Here is a 14,333-nt window from a genome sequence, read left to right as displayed (position 1 = left end):
CGCCCGCCCCGATCACGACGGACCCGCGCCTTAACTCGCCTCACCGACAGCACCCGACCGGCAACGCCGGCCGGGCATTCGGCGAGCCCTCCCACGACATCACCGAACACTTACGGGTCGTCGAACGCAGCCTGGGATGGATCATGCTGCGCCGCCGCCTGGCCCGCGACGACGAGACCCTTCCCGCCAGCTCCGAATCCATGATCCACATAGCTATGATCGACAACCTCGCCAGGCGCATAACGGACGAGGCCACCCCAACCTGGCGAGGCACCTACTAGAACATAAGTCGCAATCAGGACAGATCAAACGCCCTCTTACATGCCCGAGATCGAGGGCCCCGGGCGGGGATGCCCGATCGGGCACGTACCGAGCGGGTGGACGGCGGGTCACCGGCGGCGCCAACCGCCGCGCCACCTGCCGCGCCACCTGCGGTGTCGGCTCTCGCGGCCGCGCCGAGCGCGGCCCGCGATCCAGCGGTGACGGCGCGGCGGGCAGGTGATCCTCCCGAAACGGCCCGGCTTTCCCTCGTCTTGGGGGAGGATGGGCAGACCGGGGTGTGATGTCCCCGTGAGGTACGGGGGCATCACGGCGCCGGCCGTGGGAGGGGAGTGTCGAGCGACTATGGCGGATCAGTACTACGGCGGTTCCGGTCGGCGCGGCGAACGGTTCGCCCAGGCGCGCTGGCTCGCCGGTCAGGCCCGGCAGGACCGCACCACCTCCTGGTACGTCCCGCTGATGATCACCGTGATCGGCGCCGGTGCGGCGTTCGACGCCTTCGGCCGCGGCGTGGGGCTCCTCTACGCCCTCGGGCTGTCGATCGCCTTCGTCCTGCTGACGTGGACGACGATCCGGCTCATGCCATCGGTGTCCGACGAGCTGAACGTCAACCGGGTGACGGGCCCGCGCAAGATCATTGCCATGGTGAACACGCCGGTGCGCACCTACGGCGTGTTCCTGCTGGCCGCGGCGTTGCCGATCGCGATCGCCCTGATCAGGACGGTCGGTTTCTTCGTGTTCGGCGGGGCGCTGCTCGTCGGGATCGTGGTCGGCGTAGCGCTGGCCGCGGCCTGGATGTTCGAACGCCGGTAGACCCGCCCGGCGCCGACGAACCTCCTGATTCCGAATTCCGAAGAACCTCCTGCTCTCCTCTCAGAGCGCCCATCCCTGGGCCTGGCCATCCTGGTCCGGCGCATCCCCCGCTCGGACCAGGTTCCTGTTCCCGCCAAGCGGGCAGGCCAGCAGGGACACGGTCCGGTGCGCGGTCCGCGATGAGGAGAGTGCGATGACGGTCAGCAAGGCCACGAGGGAACGGACCCGGGCGACTCGGCTCCCCGAGGACGATGTGGTCGGGATCCTGCTCGCGCAGCATGCCGAGATCCGCGAGCTGTTCGGGAAGGTCAGGACATCGACGGGCCGACGCCGCCAGGAGACGTTCGACGAGCTGCGGGCGCTGCTCGCGGCCCACGAGGCCGGCGAGGAGGTGGTGCTGCGCCCGATCAGCCGGCAGGTGGTGGGGCCCGAGGTGACAGATGCCCGCAACCACGAGGAGAAGGCTGCGAGTCGGGACCTCGCCGACCTCGATCGGATGGATGCGAGCAGCGTCGAGTTCGGGGCCAAGCTCGCCGCGTTCGAGCACACGGTGCTGGAACACGCCGAGCGCGAGGAGCGGGAGGAGTTCGAGGCGCTGCGCCAGGTCCGTCCCGAATCCGAACTCGTGCGCCTGGGCCGCAGACTGCGGGCCATTCAGGCGATCGCCCCCACCCATCCGCACCCCTCGGTCGCGGGATCCCCCACCGCTCAGCGGGTATTCGGGCCGGTGGTGTCCCTCGTCGACCGGCTGCGCGACGCTCGGCGGCAGACGGCGTCGGCAGACGGCGGCGGCGGGATGGCGGCGGCGGGATGACGGCGGCGGGATGACGGCGAGGAGTTCCACCACCCGGGGGAACTCCTCGAACGGCGGGCCGGACCCTTCGGAGACCCCGGCGCAACGCCGGTACCGCAACTGGGGAGATCTGCTGCAGGAGCTGCGCGTCGTCCAGACGGGCGTGCAGCTGCTGACCGCCTTCCTGCTCGCCATCCCGTTCCAGCAGCGGTTCACGACGTTGAGCAACGAGCAGAAGTCGCTCTATCTCGTGATCGTGCTGCTGACGGTCAGCGCCACCGGGCTGCTCATCATGCCGGTGAGCCTGCACCGCGCGGTCTTCCGGCGCAGGGAGAAGGAGACGCTGATCCGGGTGGCGAACCGGCTCGCCCAGGTGGGCCTGGCATTGTTCGCCCTGGCCGTCTCCGGGGTCGTCCTGCTCATCTTCGACGTGGTCAAGGGGGCGCCGGCCGGCTGGATCGCCGGGGGCTGCACCTTCGTCGTGCTGGTCGTGCTGTGGGCCGTCGTGCCCGCCGCCATCCGCCTCGCAGCCCGCGACTGACCCCTGGCGCTCCATGGAGGTCCCCGACGTCCTCGCCGACGCGGTCGCTGCGGCGCTCGGCAACGCGGGCTGGGCGGCATGGCTACCCCTCTCCTGGCGGGCAGCGTTGGCGCCGGGTGAAAGCGTGCTGATCCTGGGCGCGGCTGGCGGCCGGGGTGGGCGTAGTCGTCCAGCCACGACGAGGCGGCGGCCCGCTGGGCTGCCAACTGGCCGCGTACCGTGGGCGGTTCCAGGAGCACAGGTGCAACTGTCCAGGCTGGATCTATTACTCATCGTAATTCTGCGGGCGATGTCTGCCTCCGGACCAACGCCGGTTGGCCACTTTGACGGGGTCTGCGGACCCGCCCGGGGCGACAGGCCCACCCGGCCCCGGACGGGAGCGCACGTTCGCGGCGTGGAAACGGAAGATCGCTGCTACCTGCTAATTTCCTGAATTATTCGATCTTGCGGTGCCGGGGTGGCATCTGATCATGGTTTTGGTCCTCGAAGGACGGCTGCTCCGAGTGGGGCGGGCCGCTTTCGGCATGCCCGGGGTCAGACCGGGCCCTGGCGACGTTCCTCCGGCGTGCCCGGCGGCGACAGCGGATCGGAACCCGGCCCGAACCCAGGCGCCCAGACGTCCCGGTAGTGGGGGCAGCGGTCAGGGACCGCCTGGAGGTTGAGGTTCGGGAGGCCGCCGTCCCGGTTACCCTTCCGGGCGTTCGCACGGGCCCTCGACTGGGCGCGCCGGCACTTCGGACACTCCAGAATGATCACGCCTGGCCCCTCGGGGGCGTTGTCCGCCGCAGGCTCCTCAGGAGCGCCGCCTTCCGACTCGGCGCTCATCGCTTCTGCTTCCCGGTGCCATCGCACGATGCGCACTTGTCCTTACCTTGACCGCCGAACATGCCGTCCTCGTCGAGCTCGGCGGTCGGGCGGCCCGCCCGGCCGGAGCCGCCGCACGTCGGACAGGTCAGCGGGCCCTGGTTGACGATGTCGTCCGGGTCGGCGGTGTTCCTCGTCCCGCCTCGTTTCGTGCCGCTCCGGCCCGTGGAGGACCCGCCGTCAGTGTTACCCCGCTTGTCCCGGTGCTTAGGTCTTTGCGCCACGCCGCCTCCTGTTGCTCTCCGTCTACAGTCAACTCCTCCCCGCATCAACGGTAGCGGCGGAACACCCGGCCAGGATCGGGACAGCCGGAACTGTAACCGTGCGCCCCTCACGGACGCCGGGCGCGGGAAGGTCAGACTGCCGCATCGGGGTCAGGATGGTCCCGTCGTCCCCATGGACGCACACACCAGCAAGGCCCTGCGGCTGTCGGACCCTCAGCGCCGTGCGCTGACCCTCGTTGCCGAGGGCACGGTCTTCTACCGGGCCGACAGCGTCGGTCACGGCTACTTCTCGGCGCACGGCGCGTCCGAGATCAAGCTCAACGCCCGAACGATCGACAGCCTAGTCAGGCACGGCCTGATCGTCGAGGCCCCCGACAGGTTCCGTGACCTGCGCGGGGGCTGGTTCGTATCCGGCCCTACCGGCTGACCGACGCGGGCCGGACCGCTCTGGGGCTCGTCGAGGAGGCGCCGTCCGGCGATGTCCCGGCGACGGTGGACGTTGCCGACGTCGAGGTTGGCGCGGCGACGTCGCTGGGATGGGTGGACTACGTCTCCCGGCTGGACGAGGGCGGGGCCATCGTCTACTACCGGCCGTTCGATCGGTCTGCGCTCACGTGCCGCGCGTGGCCGCGTGGGGAGCGGCTGACGCTCGTTCCCTGCCCGCACGTCCCCAACGTCTTCGATCGCTCCCGCTGCGCGACGTGCGGTCACGAGTTGGGGAGCGTGGCCGCGTGAGGCCCAATCGCGTGAGGCCCAATATCACACTCTGGTCGGACACACGGGACACGGCGTACGGTTCTGGGGTGGTTCGCAAGCTGCGCACGATCGGCTACCGGCGTATCTCCGATGACCGTGAAGGGATCGAAGCCGGGGTCACCCGCCAGGACGAGGACATCCGCGAGCTGGCCGCCCGGCGTGACGACGTCGACCTGATCGACGTGCTGACCGACAACGACCTGTCGGCCACGAAGGACTACCGGCCGGAGTTCGAGCACATCCTGGCCATGGCGCGGGCCGGGGAGATCGACGCGGTGATCTCGTGGACGTCGAACCGGTTCCTGCGCAACCGGCCCGACCGGATGCGCGTGATCGAACTGTTCAGGGACCGCAACGTCATGCTGATACCGGTCAAGGGCACCACCATGGACTTCACGTCCGCTGACGGCCGGATGATGGCCGACATCATCTTCTCGATCGACGCGGGAGAGGCCGAACGCACGGCGGAGCGTGTCTCGCGGGCCGCCCAGCAGCGGGCAGAGCAGGGCCGCCACCACGGCGGACGCCGGGCCTACGGCTACGGGCCGATCGTCGCCACCGACCACGCGGGCAAGCCGGTACGGGACTTCCACGCGATCATCCCCGAGGAGACGGCGGTCATCCGCCGTATCGCCGCTGACGTGCTGGAGGGCGTGCCGTTGGGCGCCATCGCGCGCCAGCTTCAGGCGGACGGGGTGGCGACCGTGACGGGCCGTCCGTGGGACCCGACCACACTCAAGGAGATGATGGTCAACCCGCGTCTGATCGGGATGCGCGGCTACCAGACCCGCAGCACGCGGCGCAGCACGGGCGCCATCGCGGTCATGGGCCCGGCGGCGTGGCCCGCTGTGCTGGACGTCGACACGTGGGAGCAGGTCCGGGCGATCCTGACCGACGCACGGCGGCGGACCAACACCGACGCGCAGAAGGTGCGGCGCCTGCTGGCCGGGTTCGTCTACTGCGCGTCCTGCGGGCACAAACTGACCGGGAACGGCACGAACGGCAAGCGGCTCTACTGCCAGCGCCGCGACGGCCGCTGTCCGGCCAAGGTCCGCATCGGGGAGGACGTCCTCGTCGGGCTGGTCTCCGCTGCCGTGCGGGGGCGTCTGGACGAACTGGTTCTCCAGCCTGCCGCGACGGAGGACCCTGGGGCCGCCGCGCTGGCGACGTTGGAAGCCCGCAAGAGCGCGCTGGCGGACCGGTGGGCGTCCGGGAAGATGGACGACGACGCCCACGACGACGCCCACAAGGCCATCGTCCGCCAGATCCGCGAGACCGAAGCCCGCAGGCACACCAGCGCGCGACGGCGCGCCACGCTGCCCGTGAACGGCGCCGCGGGCTGGGACGGGCTCGGCGAGGACATCGCCGCCAAGCGGGTCATCCTCACCCAACTGATCGACGGCGTGATCATCGGCGGGGACGGAACCGTCGAGGGCGACAAGGCACAGCGCGTACGGATCGTGTGGCGAGACCTCAACGACCCCCGGTAGCCCCCCACCACCGACGAAGGCCCCCGGCATCCGCCGGGGGCCTTCGCCATACCTGCCCGCCATCGCGGCTGAGAGCCACACTGGCACGCGAACCGCCCTTCCGGTCGCCCCCCTCCTGCCGCGTCCGTGGACTCGTTGGCGGGCCGAGCATGCGGGGCCGACAGGCCAGCGGGAAGTGCCACCGTCACGGGGGCGCCGTTGCCCGCGCCGTGACGGAGGCACGCTGTGCACGATCTCGGCAGCTCGGACGGGGGCGCGCGGCCACCGGGCCCAGCAACGCCCCCTATGGGACAGGATGCGACGGCACAGCGGGATCGTGCAAAGCCAGCGGCACAGCGTGTCCGGGACATTAGGGCCTTGACCTGCGACGCTGTGACACGCGCGGCCGATGCCAGCGATCAATGGTCCACATTGACCAGTCCACTGTGACCATCCCCGCTGGGCATCCAACCTGCACAGCGATCTTGGGTGGCAACCGCGGTTGTCGGACCGCTCGCCGGCAACGACCGTTGTCACGCCGCTTCGATGGATCGCGCGGAGCAACGATGCCCACGAGTAGTCCGGCCGCCGACAGCCGAGCCAGGCCGCCCGCTCGCGGCCGATGGTCGGGTGACCTGTGGTACCCCAGCGCCTCTCTCCGCGCCGCCGTCCTGGGAGGCGATGAACGGTCGCCAGGCCGGCGAGGGCTCCTGCCGCCGCTGCTGTCGGAGGCGGTAAGTTGGTCGCAAAGCTGCCAGCGTGGCTCCGCGAGGCTTCGCTGAACGTACGGCATCAGGTTGAAAAGGGGATCTCCCGGTGGGCTCCGTCGAGGCCGCACGTCGACCGATCTAGCCGAGCCGCCCGTCAAGGGCTGGCTCGGCGTCGTTCGGCGCGTGACGGCCTGTCGCCGTCGGTCGGCTACTTTCCAGTGACGGAGGTCTGTCCCCGTGGATCATCTTTCTCGTGTCTTCGCGCGAACACTTCGCGACGATCCCGCCGAGGCTGAGACGGTCAATCACAAGCTGCTGGTTCGTGGTGGGTATGTCCGGAAGGTGGCTTTCGGGATCTATACCTATCTCCCTCTCGGGCTTCGCGTTCTCCGTAAAGTCGAGGAGATCGTTCGGCAGGAAATGGCGACGGCCGGTTGCCAGGAGTTTCTGATGCCGGCGTTGATGCCTCGGGAGTTGTGGGAGCGGACCGGCAGGTGGGCCAACTACGGCGACCTGATGTTCAGGGTGGTGGACCGCAAAGGGGCGGAGTTCTGCCTTGGTCCCACTCACGAGGAGCTGGTGACCAGCCTCATCGCGAACGAGATCAGCAGCTACCGGGAACTGCCGCTGAGCGTCTACCAGATTCAGACCAAGTACCGGGACGAGTTTCGGCCGAGGTCTGGCCTCATTCGTGCGCGTGACTTCGTCATGAAGGACGCCTACAGCTTCCACACCGGTCTGGACTCGCTCCGAGAGACATACGGCGTGATGTACGACGCCTACGAGCGTGTGTTCACCCGCTGTGGGCTTCGCTTTCGAGCGGTGGAGGCTCAGGCTGGCGAGATCGGGGGAGACGTGAACCACGAGTTCATGGCCCCGAGCGAGATCGGTGAGGATCTGTTCGTCTATGCCCCGGACGGCAGTTATGCCGCGAACATGGAGGCCGCGTCGAGTCAGCGGCCCGTCGAGGTGGAGCCTGGGACACAGCCGCTCCAGCGGGTCCACACTCCCGGGGTTCCGGGAGTCGAGGAACTCGCCGCGCATCTGGACATACCGGCAGCCCGGATTCTCAAATGCGTCCTGTACAAGATCCCGCGCTCTGGTGACGAACGGGCTCAGATCGTAGCTGCCCTCTGTCCGGGCGACCGGGAGATCAACGAGTACAAGCTCACGACGGTTCTCGGGGCGGCGCCCACGCTCCTTGATGAGAACGACTTTGCGGCCAGCCCCGGCCTGGTCCGCGGGTACGTCGGGCCGCAGGGGCTCTCGCCCCATGTAAGCCGGATCGTCGCGGATCATCACGTGGCGGCCGGACGGGACTGGTGTACCGGTGCGAACGAGATTGACTATCACGTCACTGGGTGCAACCGGGGACGTGACTTCGAGCCGGACGAGTACGCAGACGTGACCAATGTCAGACCGGGTGACCCGTCTCCGGATGGCACGGGTCCGCTCGCGGTCGAAAGATCGGTCGAGGTCGGGCACATCTTCCAGCTCGGCACCAAGTATTCCGTGCCGCTGGGCGCGACGTTCCTTGACGACAACGGCAGAGACGCGCCTATGGTGATGGGGTGCTACGGCATCGGCATCAGCCGGATTCTCTCCGTCGTGATCGAGCAGCACCACGACGAGAATGGCGTCGTGTGGCCGGCGGCGCTCGCCCCCTATGACGTAGAAGTGATTCCGCTGGGCCGGAAGATCGATTGGGATGTGGTCAGATCGGTCGCCGGGCCTCTGGAGGCGGAAGGGCTTGACATCCTCGTGGATGACCGGCTCGGAAGTTCCGCCGGAGTGAAGTTCGCGGATGCCGATCTGATTGGGTGTCCGGTACAGGTTGTCATAGGGCGCCGTGCAGCAGAAGGGATCGTCGAAGTCCGCGCTCGGGACCGCTCGGTCGTGACCGAGGTCGACATCACGGATCTACCCAAGACGGTGGAGCGTCTCCGCCGCAGTCTGTGACTTCGTTCTACCGTGCCTGTTCGTGGAACATTTCGGTCGTGAACCATTCGGGGTGAAGACGTAGAAACTTGACTACGCTCCGCGCCTGGGTCTCGTAGCTGCCCAGCGCGCGGAGCTTGTCAGGGATTACATCCGAGATGTCATGGCACCGATTCGGTGGTACCCGCAGTCGATTGACCTCCGTGGGCGGCAGGTAGCCAGGGCGAGGATCTTGCCGGTACTCGGTCGGGTCGGCAAAGGTGAGTAGCCGTGCCGGCTCCCATTGGCTTCGCCGAACCGCGTCCAGGGTGGCATGGTGGCTGGCCACGTGGTCGGGGTGTCCGTTCATCCCGTTGGCCGGAAACGTGATGATCTCGTGAGGCTTTCGATCGTTAACGAGGTCGCAGAGTTCTTCGGCGACGCGGGCGAGATTCTCCCCAAGGGTGCCGTCCGGGTAGGTCAGTAAGAATGCGTCCGTGACGCCGAGTACCGACATGGCTGTCTCGAACTCGCGTCGGCGATGGGTGGCGAGTTCGGAAGCGCTGCACACGCCGAGCGTCCGGCCCGCTTCGCCATGGGTGAGCATGACTACGGTCACATGATGGCCCCGGCGGGTGGTCTGTCGGATGGTGCCACCTGCGTAGAGCGTCTCGTCGTCCGGGTGCGGCACAACCACGAGCAGGTCGGTCATGGAGAAAATCGTCTCACGGGCTCCGCATCGCTGGTAGCCTTGGCCGTCCCTTCGTCTCGCTCAACAGGCGCGGGGGTTGGAATTGGCCTACATGAGGGCGTTGGACTTTCTTGACGGCCGTCGTCACATTGTTCGTGCGAACCTCTGCCGCAGCTGTTTCATGAACGAGAATGAGGGCGACTTGCCGTCGATTCTGCGGCCGGTCTACGACGATGGGGAACTGACCGTCCGCCAAGACGCGGAATGGCCGGTTCCCGGATTCATGGTGGTGGGCGTTCGGCCGCATCTCGCCACGATCGCCGATCTTCCGCTTGAGTTGGCGTTGAGGACCATGACCGTGATGGGGGCTGTCCGTACGATCATGCGCGACGATCTCAAGCCTGCCGCGGTTCAGACCTACCAGGAAGACAAGTTCGTCCGGCCGCACTTCCATGTTTGGATGCTGCCTCTGTGGCCTGAAGTGCTCCGGCAGCACGGCATAAATCCGCGGATCTATGAGTCGAACATCGCGGAGTACATCCGATTGTTTTCCTTTCCGGCCATGGAAGCCGAGATCACCCGCTGCGCAACGGTTATCCGCGAAGGCTTGAGAGAGGGGCTCGCGGCGTTCGACTGACGTTTTCGCTATCCCCTGCCGCGGAATTGGCACTCCAGTCGGGAGTTGTTATGAGGATTGCACAGGTCGCGCCTCTGTGGGAGTCTGTTCCGCCCGTCAGATATGGTGCGGTCGAATCTCTCGTCGCAAGCCTTTCACAGGAACTCACGCGGAGAGGTCATGACGTCACGGTATTCGCTTCCGGTGACTCAACGCCGGCCGGTAGGCTCGTAGCGGTCCACCCGCGCTCGCTTAATGCCGACTCCGTCGTCGTCGAGCCCGAGGCTATTCGCCTTGCACAGATGGTCGAAGTGCTGAGCCGAGCGGACGAGTTCGACATCATCCACTCCCATCTCCACTCGAACTCCGGCTTGTTGGGAGCGGTGGCCTTACGTGAAATACGCAGTAAGACGCTGCACACGGTGCCAGTAAGACGCTGCACACGGTGCACTGCTACGTCAATGCCGACAACCGCCGACTGCTATCGAGCGTGATCGATAACAAATATGTCGCGATCAGCGACTACCAGCGTCTTTCCGACCCCTCCGTCGGCTGGTATTCCCGGGTACGCCACGGACTGGACATCGATGAATTCCCCTTCCGTGGGCAGCCGGAATCCCCTCCGTATGTTGCCTTCCTGGGGCGCCTCCGCCCTGAAAAGCGACCTCACTTTGCCATCGAAGCTGCGTTGAGCGCGGGTATTCAGATCAGAATAGCTGGCAGAATCAAGCCTGCCGACCGAGAGTTCTTCGCCAGGGAGATTTCCCCACGGATCGACGGCGAGAAGGTGCAGTATCTCGGTGAACTCGGGTTTTCGGACAAGGTGCGTCTCCTGGGCGGCGCGCGGGCGACGGTCATCACAAGCATCCTTCCCGAGCCGTTCGGACTGGTTGCCATCGAATCGATGGCCTGCGGCACGCCGATCGTAGGCACCCAGTCCGGCGCGGCCCCCGAGGTAGTCCGGAACGGCGAAGGCGGCCTGATAGCCGGATGCGACGATTCCTTTCCTGGCCTGCTATCGGAGGTGACGGAGGTGGACAGGGAAGGGTGCAGGAGGCTCGCCGCGGAACTCTACTCACTGGGCCGCATGACCAACGAGTACGAAAAACTCTATCGGGCCGTTTTGACCGCTTCGCGGTAAAGGACATCCCTGGTTGGCTTGACCTTGAGAAGGACGAATGCGTCGCAGCATCATCTTGACGGCCGGAAACGGGTGTTTCGTCGCCTGCCCCGGTTGTTACAACCACTTCGCTCGGGATCTGGTCGAGACCGGGGTGATCCTAAATTTTTTCCGGCGACTCCACGCTGAACTCGGTGTTCGCAAGGTCACGGTCGGCGGCGGCGATCCCCTTACCAGGCCCGATGTTATCGATCTGCTCCGAGGGCTCCGAGAACTGGACCTTCGCATTCATCTCGACACGGTGGGGACGGCTTTCCTGCGAGATGCAAGAATCCGTTTCATGGGCAACGGAACGATACCCAGGATCGAGCCGGAGGCTGTCGCGCGACTGGTAGACCTCGTCGGTATCCCCTTGGATGGCGTCGATGATGACACGATCGCTTCGTTTCGCAGGTTCGGATCGGCTGCCGACCAGGTCGAATGCCTGTCGCTTCTTGAATCTGCGGGAGCCCGGATCGGGGTAAATACAGTCGTCCACAAGCACAACATCGGCTGCCTTGGAGTCATTGCGGAGACCCTGGCAAACTTCGGCGGAATACGACAGTGGCAGCTATTCCAGTTCATGCCGAGTGGCCCTCTCGGCAGTAGAAACCGCCGCTATTTCGAGATCGAGGATGGGGAATTCGACCAAGCGGTCAAGGGCCTTCAGGAGCTGCTCCCGAACATATCGGTCACGGTGAAGTCCAACACGTTCCGCAAGAACGGGTACCTGCTGATCGATGGGAGTGGGACCGTGTGGAGTCCACTACAGAACAATGACGTGGAATGGAACCACGCGGACGGGAACGCGGAACGGATCGTCCATGGCAACATCAGGGATGCGAACCTGATCGAACGCCTTCCCCGAGACTGACTGCCGAATTCCGGACGGCGCAAGGAAAGCCGTATCACACCATGACGTCGCCACGGCTGATCGTGCCCGCTCGGCGAGCATAGCAAGCGGGCGTCGCCGGGCGGGAGATGCCCGCACCTGCGACGCCCGCGCGGTCCCGGTGGTGGCGGCGGGGCTCTGTGTCAGGAGTCGAACTCGCCGTCGCGGACACCTGCTTGGAACGCGGCCCACTCGGCGGGTGTGAAGCGCAGGATCGGCCCGCCTGGGTGCTTGGAGTCGCGGATGGCTCGGCCGCCATCGGGCAGGGTGGCGACTTCGACGCAGTCGCCGCCGGTGCCGCCGGAGTAGCTGCTCTTACGCCAGTTCAGGGCGTCGTTGCTGTGCGTGGTCATCGTTCCATGTCCTCACGTGCGGCTTTGATGATCGACAGGGCGCCAGTGGTCGGGGCGAGAGCGGAGCTTCGGAGCTGGTTCATCCACGCCTCGTAGCGCCGTACCTCGGTCTGTTTCTCCAGGTAGAGACTGCCCGTGGGAGCCTCGATGTAGACCGTTTCCGGGGCTCCGTCAGTGTCCGGGAAGCCCAGGATCGTGAAGCTTGAGATCATGCCGGCGTGGGCGCCGACAGTGAAGGGCACGACCTGGATCGTCACTCCGGGTTGCTCGGATGCCTCGATCAGCCGGTCAAGCTGCCTGGCCATGATCGCGGGAGCGCCGACGTGGCGCCGGATCACGGCCTCGTCGAGGATGGCCCAGAACTGGGCGGGCTGATCTGCGGTCAGGATCTTCTGCCGGTTCATCCGCAGTTCCACGGCACGGTCGACTTCGTGCGTGGGTAGCTCTGGCGAGGCGGCGCGGATGACCGCCCGCGCGTAGTCCTCCGTCTGGAGCAGGCCGGGCACAAGCAGGGCCTGGAAGGTCGTGATCGTGGAGGCTTCGGCTTCCAGGCCGATGTAGACCTGGAACCAGCGCGGCACGACATCGCCGTAGGAGTGCCACCACGCGGGCTTGCGGGTCTCCTTCGCCAGCGCCAGCAATGCCTGTCGTTGGTTGGCGTCGGTGACGCCGTAGAGGTCGAGCAGGTCTGCGACGTTGCGCGTGACGAACCGGAACTGGCCTGTCTCCATCCGGCTGATCGTCGGCCCGCTGCGGTGGATGTGCTCCCCGGCCTGGTCGACGGTCAGCTCCTTGGCCTCCCGTAGCCGGCGCAGCTCGGCGCCCAGACGCCGACGCCGCACGGTGGGGCCTGGCGTGCTCGCCATGGTCCTCCCTTCTCCTGGTTGCAGTCTGCCAGCCCGACCCGCGGCCTGATCTACGCAAGCCCATGCAACGCGCGTACGTACTTGCGTATGCCAGATTAGCCGTGCATTCTGCCAGTACTGCGGCGCTGTCCGTGACAGCACGAGCGCCGCGCGGGCGGAGGCACAGCGAGGGGCCTCCCGTCACCAACCGAGGGGAGAGGGCCATGGACGAACGCCGGTTCGTGGTGTGGGACGCGGATGGACGACCGCTCGGCGCGTTCCCTGAGTTCGACGCTGCCCACGAGTGGGCGCACCTGCGGATGGGACAGGCGCGTACCCGTCTTCCCCTGACCCTTGATGATCGCGTGGCGAAGGTCAGCCGTCGCGTGTCCCCCGCCCGCTGTGAGTTGGTGGCGTGGGCCGAGTTCGCCGTCCTCCCCGGCTGCGACCTGCCGTCCCTCGGCACTGCCCACACGGACGACACGTCACAGCGCCAGTCCGCGCAGTGCACCCGGCCGTGAACGCCACGATCATCGGCCGCTGCACAGCCGCACGCGCGTCGACCACTCCAAGGGGCTCGGCATGACAGCGGCCGACCCATCGCCCACGATCCGCATAGCGGTAGCGCACTTCCCGCCGACCGTCGCGGCCGTTCCCGAGATGCGGGAGCGCACGGTCCTCACGCTCACGCAATGGTCGGTGGACGCGGACGCCGTGAGCAGCGCCGAAATCGTCGTCTGTGAACTGGCCTCGAATGCCGCGAAGGCGAGCCGCCCGCACGACGTCGTGGCCATACGACTGACCGCCACCATCGGAAACGTCCTCGTCGAAATATGGGACGCCAACGGCAGCCCTCCCCGCATCAAAACCCCGGACGTGTTCTCCGAGGATGGGCGGGGTCTACTGATGGTCGACGAGCTTTCCAGCCAATGGTGGTGGTACCCGGTCAAGACCGGCGGGAAAGTCGTGTGGGCCGAGATTCCCGGCGGTCTACCCGGCCCGCAGGCGTCGCACGCCGATGTGGCGATGCCGACGCGGACACCGACGCCCGTGCCGGAACCGGAGGAGCCCGTATTCTACAGCACCGATCCCGGGACCCTGCGGCGGGTCGTGGACGCGCTGCGTGCGCTGGACCCGTGGCACCTGCCCTCCTCCGGCCAGCGCTCGCCCGACGCCATGGCGCGCACGGCGTGACGTACGTGACCGGGAAGGGGGAGACAAGGCATGGGCAAGCCGAGTGTGAGAGCGGAACGGAATGCGCTACGGGTCCAGATACTGGACGCGGGAATGACCCATGCGGAGATCTCTGACGAGTTCATGCTTCGTTACCGGGTTCGTCCTCGCACGGCTTTCCGGCAGGCGCACGGCTGGACGCTGACACGGGCCGCTGACCATATCAACGGCCACGCCG

18 protein-coding genes and 2 pseudogenes are annotated in these 14,333 nt (G+C 66.8%); 15 read left to right on the top strand and 5 right to left on the bottom strand.

The window, feature by feature from the left end; genetic code table 11:
* The 4 genes and pseudogenes from AC08OO_RS18590 to AC08OO_RS18575 form a co-directional block, all read left to right on the top strand.
* Nucleotides 1–281 (top strand): annotated as a pseudogene (locus tag AC08OO_RS18590) (hypothetical protein); the annotation flags it as partial.
* Nucleotides 282–624: 343 nt separating this feature from the next.
* Entirely contained in the window at nucleotides 625–1,092 is a 468-nt protein-coding gene (locus AC08OO_RS18585) for a hypothetical protein (protein ID WP_476610966.1), read from the top strand.
* Nucleotides 1,093–1,285: 193 nt separating this feature from the next.
* On the top strand, nucleotides 1,286–1,906 hold the full coding sequence (locus AC08OO_RS18580) for a hemerythrin domain-containing protein (protein ID WP_476610967.1): 621 nt from the start codon (nucleotides 1,286–1,288) through the stop codon (nucleotides 1,904–1,906).
* 10 nt (nucleotides 1,907–1,916) lie between these two features.
* Nucleotides 1,917–2,426 (top strand): DUF6328 family protein, encoded by a 510-nt coding sequence (locus AC08OO_RS18575; protein ID WP_476610968.1) that lies wholly within the window; start codon nucleotides 1,917–1,919, stop codon nucleotides 2,424–2,426.
* 534 nt (nucleotides 2,427–2,960) lie between these two features.
* Here the strand turns inward: AC08OO_RS18575 and AC08OO_RS18570 are convergent.
* A complete protein-coding gene (locus AC08OO_RS18570; protein WP_476610969.1) occupies nucleotides 2,961–3,251 on the bottom strand; it encodes a hypothetical protein in 291 nt (96 codons plus the stop codon).
* Nucleotides 3,248–3,514 carry a hypothetical protein gene (locus AC08OO_RS18565; protein ID WP_476610970.1) on the bottom strand — a complete coding sequence of 89 codons (267 nt, stop codon included), beginning with the start codon at nucleotides 3,512–3,514 and terminating at the stop codon, nucleotides 3,248–3,250. Before AC08OO_RS18565 ends, AC08OO_RS18570 begins: the two co-directional genes overlap by 4 nt.
* 172 nt (nucleotides 3,515–3,686) lie before the next feature.
* Here AC08OO_RS18565 and AC08OO_RS18560 point away from each other — a divergent pair, with 172 nt between their 5' ends.
* From AC08OO_RS18560 to AC08OO_RS18545, 4 genes are all read left to right on the top strand, one after another.
* Nucleotides 3,687–3,941, top strand: a complete 255-nt coding sequence (locus AC08OO_RS18560; protein WP_476610971.1) for a hypothetical protein — start codon at nucleotides 3,687–3,689, stop codon at nucleotides 3,939–3,941.
* Nucleotides 3,942–4,006: 65 nt separating this feature from the next.
* Nucleotides 4,007–4,249 (top strand): hypothetical protein, encoded by a 243-nt coding sequence (locus tag AC08OO_RS18555; protein ID WP_476610972.1) that lies wholly within the window; start codon nucleotides 4,007–4,009, stop codon nucleotides 4,247–4,249.
* Between the two features lie 68 nt (nucleotides 4,250–4,317).
* Nucleotides 4,318–5,760, top strand: coding sequence for a recombinase family protein (locus tag AC08OO_RS18550; protein WP_476610973.1), 1,443 nt, complete (start codon nucleotides 4,318–4,320; stop codon nucleotides 5,758–5,760).
* Nucleotides 5,761–6,686: 926 nt separating this feature from the next.
* Complete coding sequence (locus AC08OO_RS18545; RefSeq protein ID WP_476610974.1) at nucleotides 6,687–8,408, top strand: proline--tRNA ligase; 1,722 nt, start codon at nucleotides 6,687–6,689, stop codon at nucleotides 8,406–8,408.
* 7 nt (nucleotides 8,409–8,415) lie between these two features.
* Here AC08OO_RS18545 and AC08OO_RS18540 read toward each other — a convergent pair whose 3' ends face one another.
* Nucleotides 8,416–9,078 carry a PIG-L deacetylase family protein gene (locus tag AC08OO_RS18540; protein ID WP_476610975.1) on the bottom strand — a complete coding sequence of 221 codons (663 nt, stop codon included), beginning with the start codon at nucleotides 9,076–9,078 and terminating at the stop codon, nucleotides 8,416–8,418.
* Nucleotides 9,079–9,238: 160 nt separating this feature from the next.
* Here AC08OO_RS18540 and AC08OO_RS18535 point away from each other — a divergent pair, with 160 nt between their 5' ends.
* Genes AC08OO_RS18535 through AC08OO_RS18520 form a run of 4 tightly spaced genes read left to right on the top strand, consistent with a single transcriptional unit; the run spans nucleotide 9,239 to nucleotide 11,706 of the window.
* A complete protein-coding gene (locus tag AC08OO_RS18535) occupies nucleotides 9,239–9,694 on the top strand; it encodes a hypothetical protein (RefSeq protein ID WP_476618818.1) in 456 nt (151 codons plus the stop codon).
* Nucleotides 9,695–9,744: 50 nt separating this feature from the next.
* Entirely contained in the window at nucleotides 9,745–10,167 is a 423-nt protein-coding gene (locus AC08OO_RS18530; RefSeq protein ID WP_476610977.1) for a glycosyltransferase, read from the top strand.
* Nucleotides 10,119–10,814, top strand: coding sequence for a glycosyltransferase (locus tag AC08OO_RS18525; RefSeq protein ID WP_476610978.1), 696 nt, complete (start codon nucleotides 10,119–10,121; stop codon nucleotides 10,812–10,814). The genes AC08OO_RS18530 and AC08OO_RS18525 overlap by 49 nt, the downstream gene beginning before the upstream one ends.
* A 37-nt stretch (nucleotides 10,815–10,851) precedes the next feature.
* Nucleotides 10,852–11,706, top strand: coding sequence for a radical SAM protein (locus AC08OO_RS18520; RefSeq protein ID WP_476610979.1), 855 nt, complete (start codon nucleotides 10,852–10,854; stop codon nucleotides 11,704–11,706).
* Nucleotides 11,707–11,867: 161 nt separating this feature from the next.
* Here AC08OO_RS18520 and AC08OO_RS18515 read toward each other — a convergent pair whose 3' ends face one another.
* Nucleotides 11,868–12,077 (bottom strand): DUF397 domain-containing protein, encoded by a 210-nt coding sequence (locus AC08OO_RS18515; protein WP_476610980.1) that lies wholly within the window; start codon nucleotides 12,075–12,077, stop codon nucleotides 11,868–11,870.
* The gene (locus AC08OO_RS18510; RefSeq protein ID WP_476610981.1) at nucleotides 12,074–12,943 is read right to left on the bottom strand and encodes a helix-turn-helix domain-containing protein; all 870 of its coding nucleotides are present in this window, start codon (nucleotides 12,941–12,943) and stop codon (nucleotides 12,074–12,076) included. Before AC08OO_RS18510 ends, AC08OO_RS18515 begins: the two co-directional genes overlap by 4 nt.
* 203 nt (nucleotides 12,944–13,146) lie before the next feature.
* Between AC08OO_RS18510 and AC08OO_RS18505 the strand changes: the two genes are divergently transcribed.
* From AC08OO_RS18505 to AC08OO_RS18495, 3 genes and pseudogenes are all read left to right on the top strand, one after another.
* Nucleotides 13,147–13,443 carry a hypothetical protein gene (locus AC08OO_RS18505; protein WP_476610982.1) on the top strand — a complete coding sequence of 99 codons (297 nt, stop codon included), beginning with the start codon at nucleotides 13,147–13,149 and terminating at the stop codon, nucleotides 13,441–13,443.
* Nucleotides 13,444–13,504: 61 nt separating this feature from the next.
* Nucleotides 13,505–14,116: an ATP-binding protein gene (locus AC08OO_RS18500; protein WP_476610983.1), complete on the top strand. Its 612-nt coding sequence runs from the start codon at nucleotides 13,505–13,507 to the stop codon at nucleotides 14,114–14,116.
* Between the two features lie 30 nt (nucleotides 14,117–14,146).
* Nucleotides 14,147–14,333: pseudogene (locus tag AC08OO_RS18495) on the top strand (hypothetical protein); the annotation flags it as partial.

This window comes from Frankia sp. CeCAU1 (assembly GCF_977971845.1).
Note: the sequence above shows the minus strand (reverse complement) of the source record. Positions and strands in the feature narration are given on the sequence as shown.

Coding starts and splice junctions, on each gene's coding strand:
- AC08OO_RS18585 (WP_476610966.1), top strand. CDS start 625: ATGGCGGATCAGTACTACGGCGGTTCCGGTCGGCGCGGCGAACGGTTC.
- AC08OO_RS18580 (WP_476610967.1), top strand. CDS start 1,286: ATGACGGTCAGCAAGGCCACGAGGGAACGGACCCGGGCGACTCGGCTC.
- AC08OO_RS18575 (WP_476610968.1), top strand. CDS start 1,917: ATGACGGCGAGGAGTTCCACCACCCGGGGGAACTCCTCGAACGGCGGG.
- AC08OO_RS18570 (WP_476610969.1), bottom strand. CDS start 3,251: ATGAGCGCCGAGTCGGAAGGCGGCGCTCCTGAGGAGCCTGCGGCGGAC.
- AC08OO_RS18560 (WP_476610971.1), top strand. CDS start 3,687: ATGGACGCACACACCAGCAAGGCCCTGCGGCTGTCGGACCCTCAGCGC.
- AC08OO_RS18540 (WP_476610975.1), bottom strand. CDS start 9,078: ATGACCGACCTGCTCGTGGTTGTGCCGCACCCGGACGACGAGACGCTC.
- AC08OO_RS18535 (WP_476618818.1), top strand. CDS start 9,239: ATGAACGAGAATGAGGGCGACTTGCCGTCGATTCTGCGGCCGGTCTAC.
- AC08OO_RS18530 (WP_476610977.1), top strand. CDS start 9,745: ATGAGGATTGCACAGGTCGCGCCTCTGTGGGAGTCTGTTCCGCCCGTC.
- AC08OO_RS18520 (WP_476610979.1), top strand. CDS start 10,852: ATGCGTCGCAGCATCATCTTGACGGCCGGAAACGGGTGTTTCGTCGCC.
- AC08OO_RS18515 (WP_476610980.1), bottom strand. CDS start 12,077: ATGACCACGCACAGCAACGACGCCCTGAACTGGCGTAAGAGCAGCTAC.
- AC08OO_RS18510 (WP_476610981.1), bottom strand. CDS start 12,943: ATGGCGAGCACGCCAGGCCCCACCGTGCGGCGTCGGCGTCTGGGCGCC.
- AC08OO_RS18505 (WP_476610982.1), top strand. CDS start 13,147: ATGGACGAACGCCGGTTCGTGGTGTGGGACGCGGATGGACGACCGCTC.
- AC08OO_RS18500 (WP_476610983.1), top strand. CDS start 13,505: ATGACAGCGGCCGACCCATCGCCCACGATCCGCATAGCGGTAGCGCAC.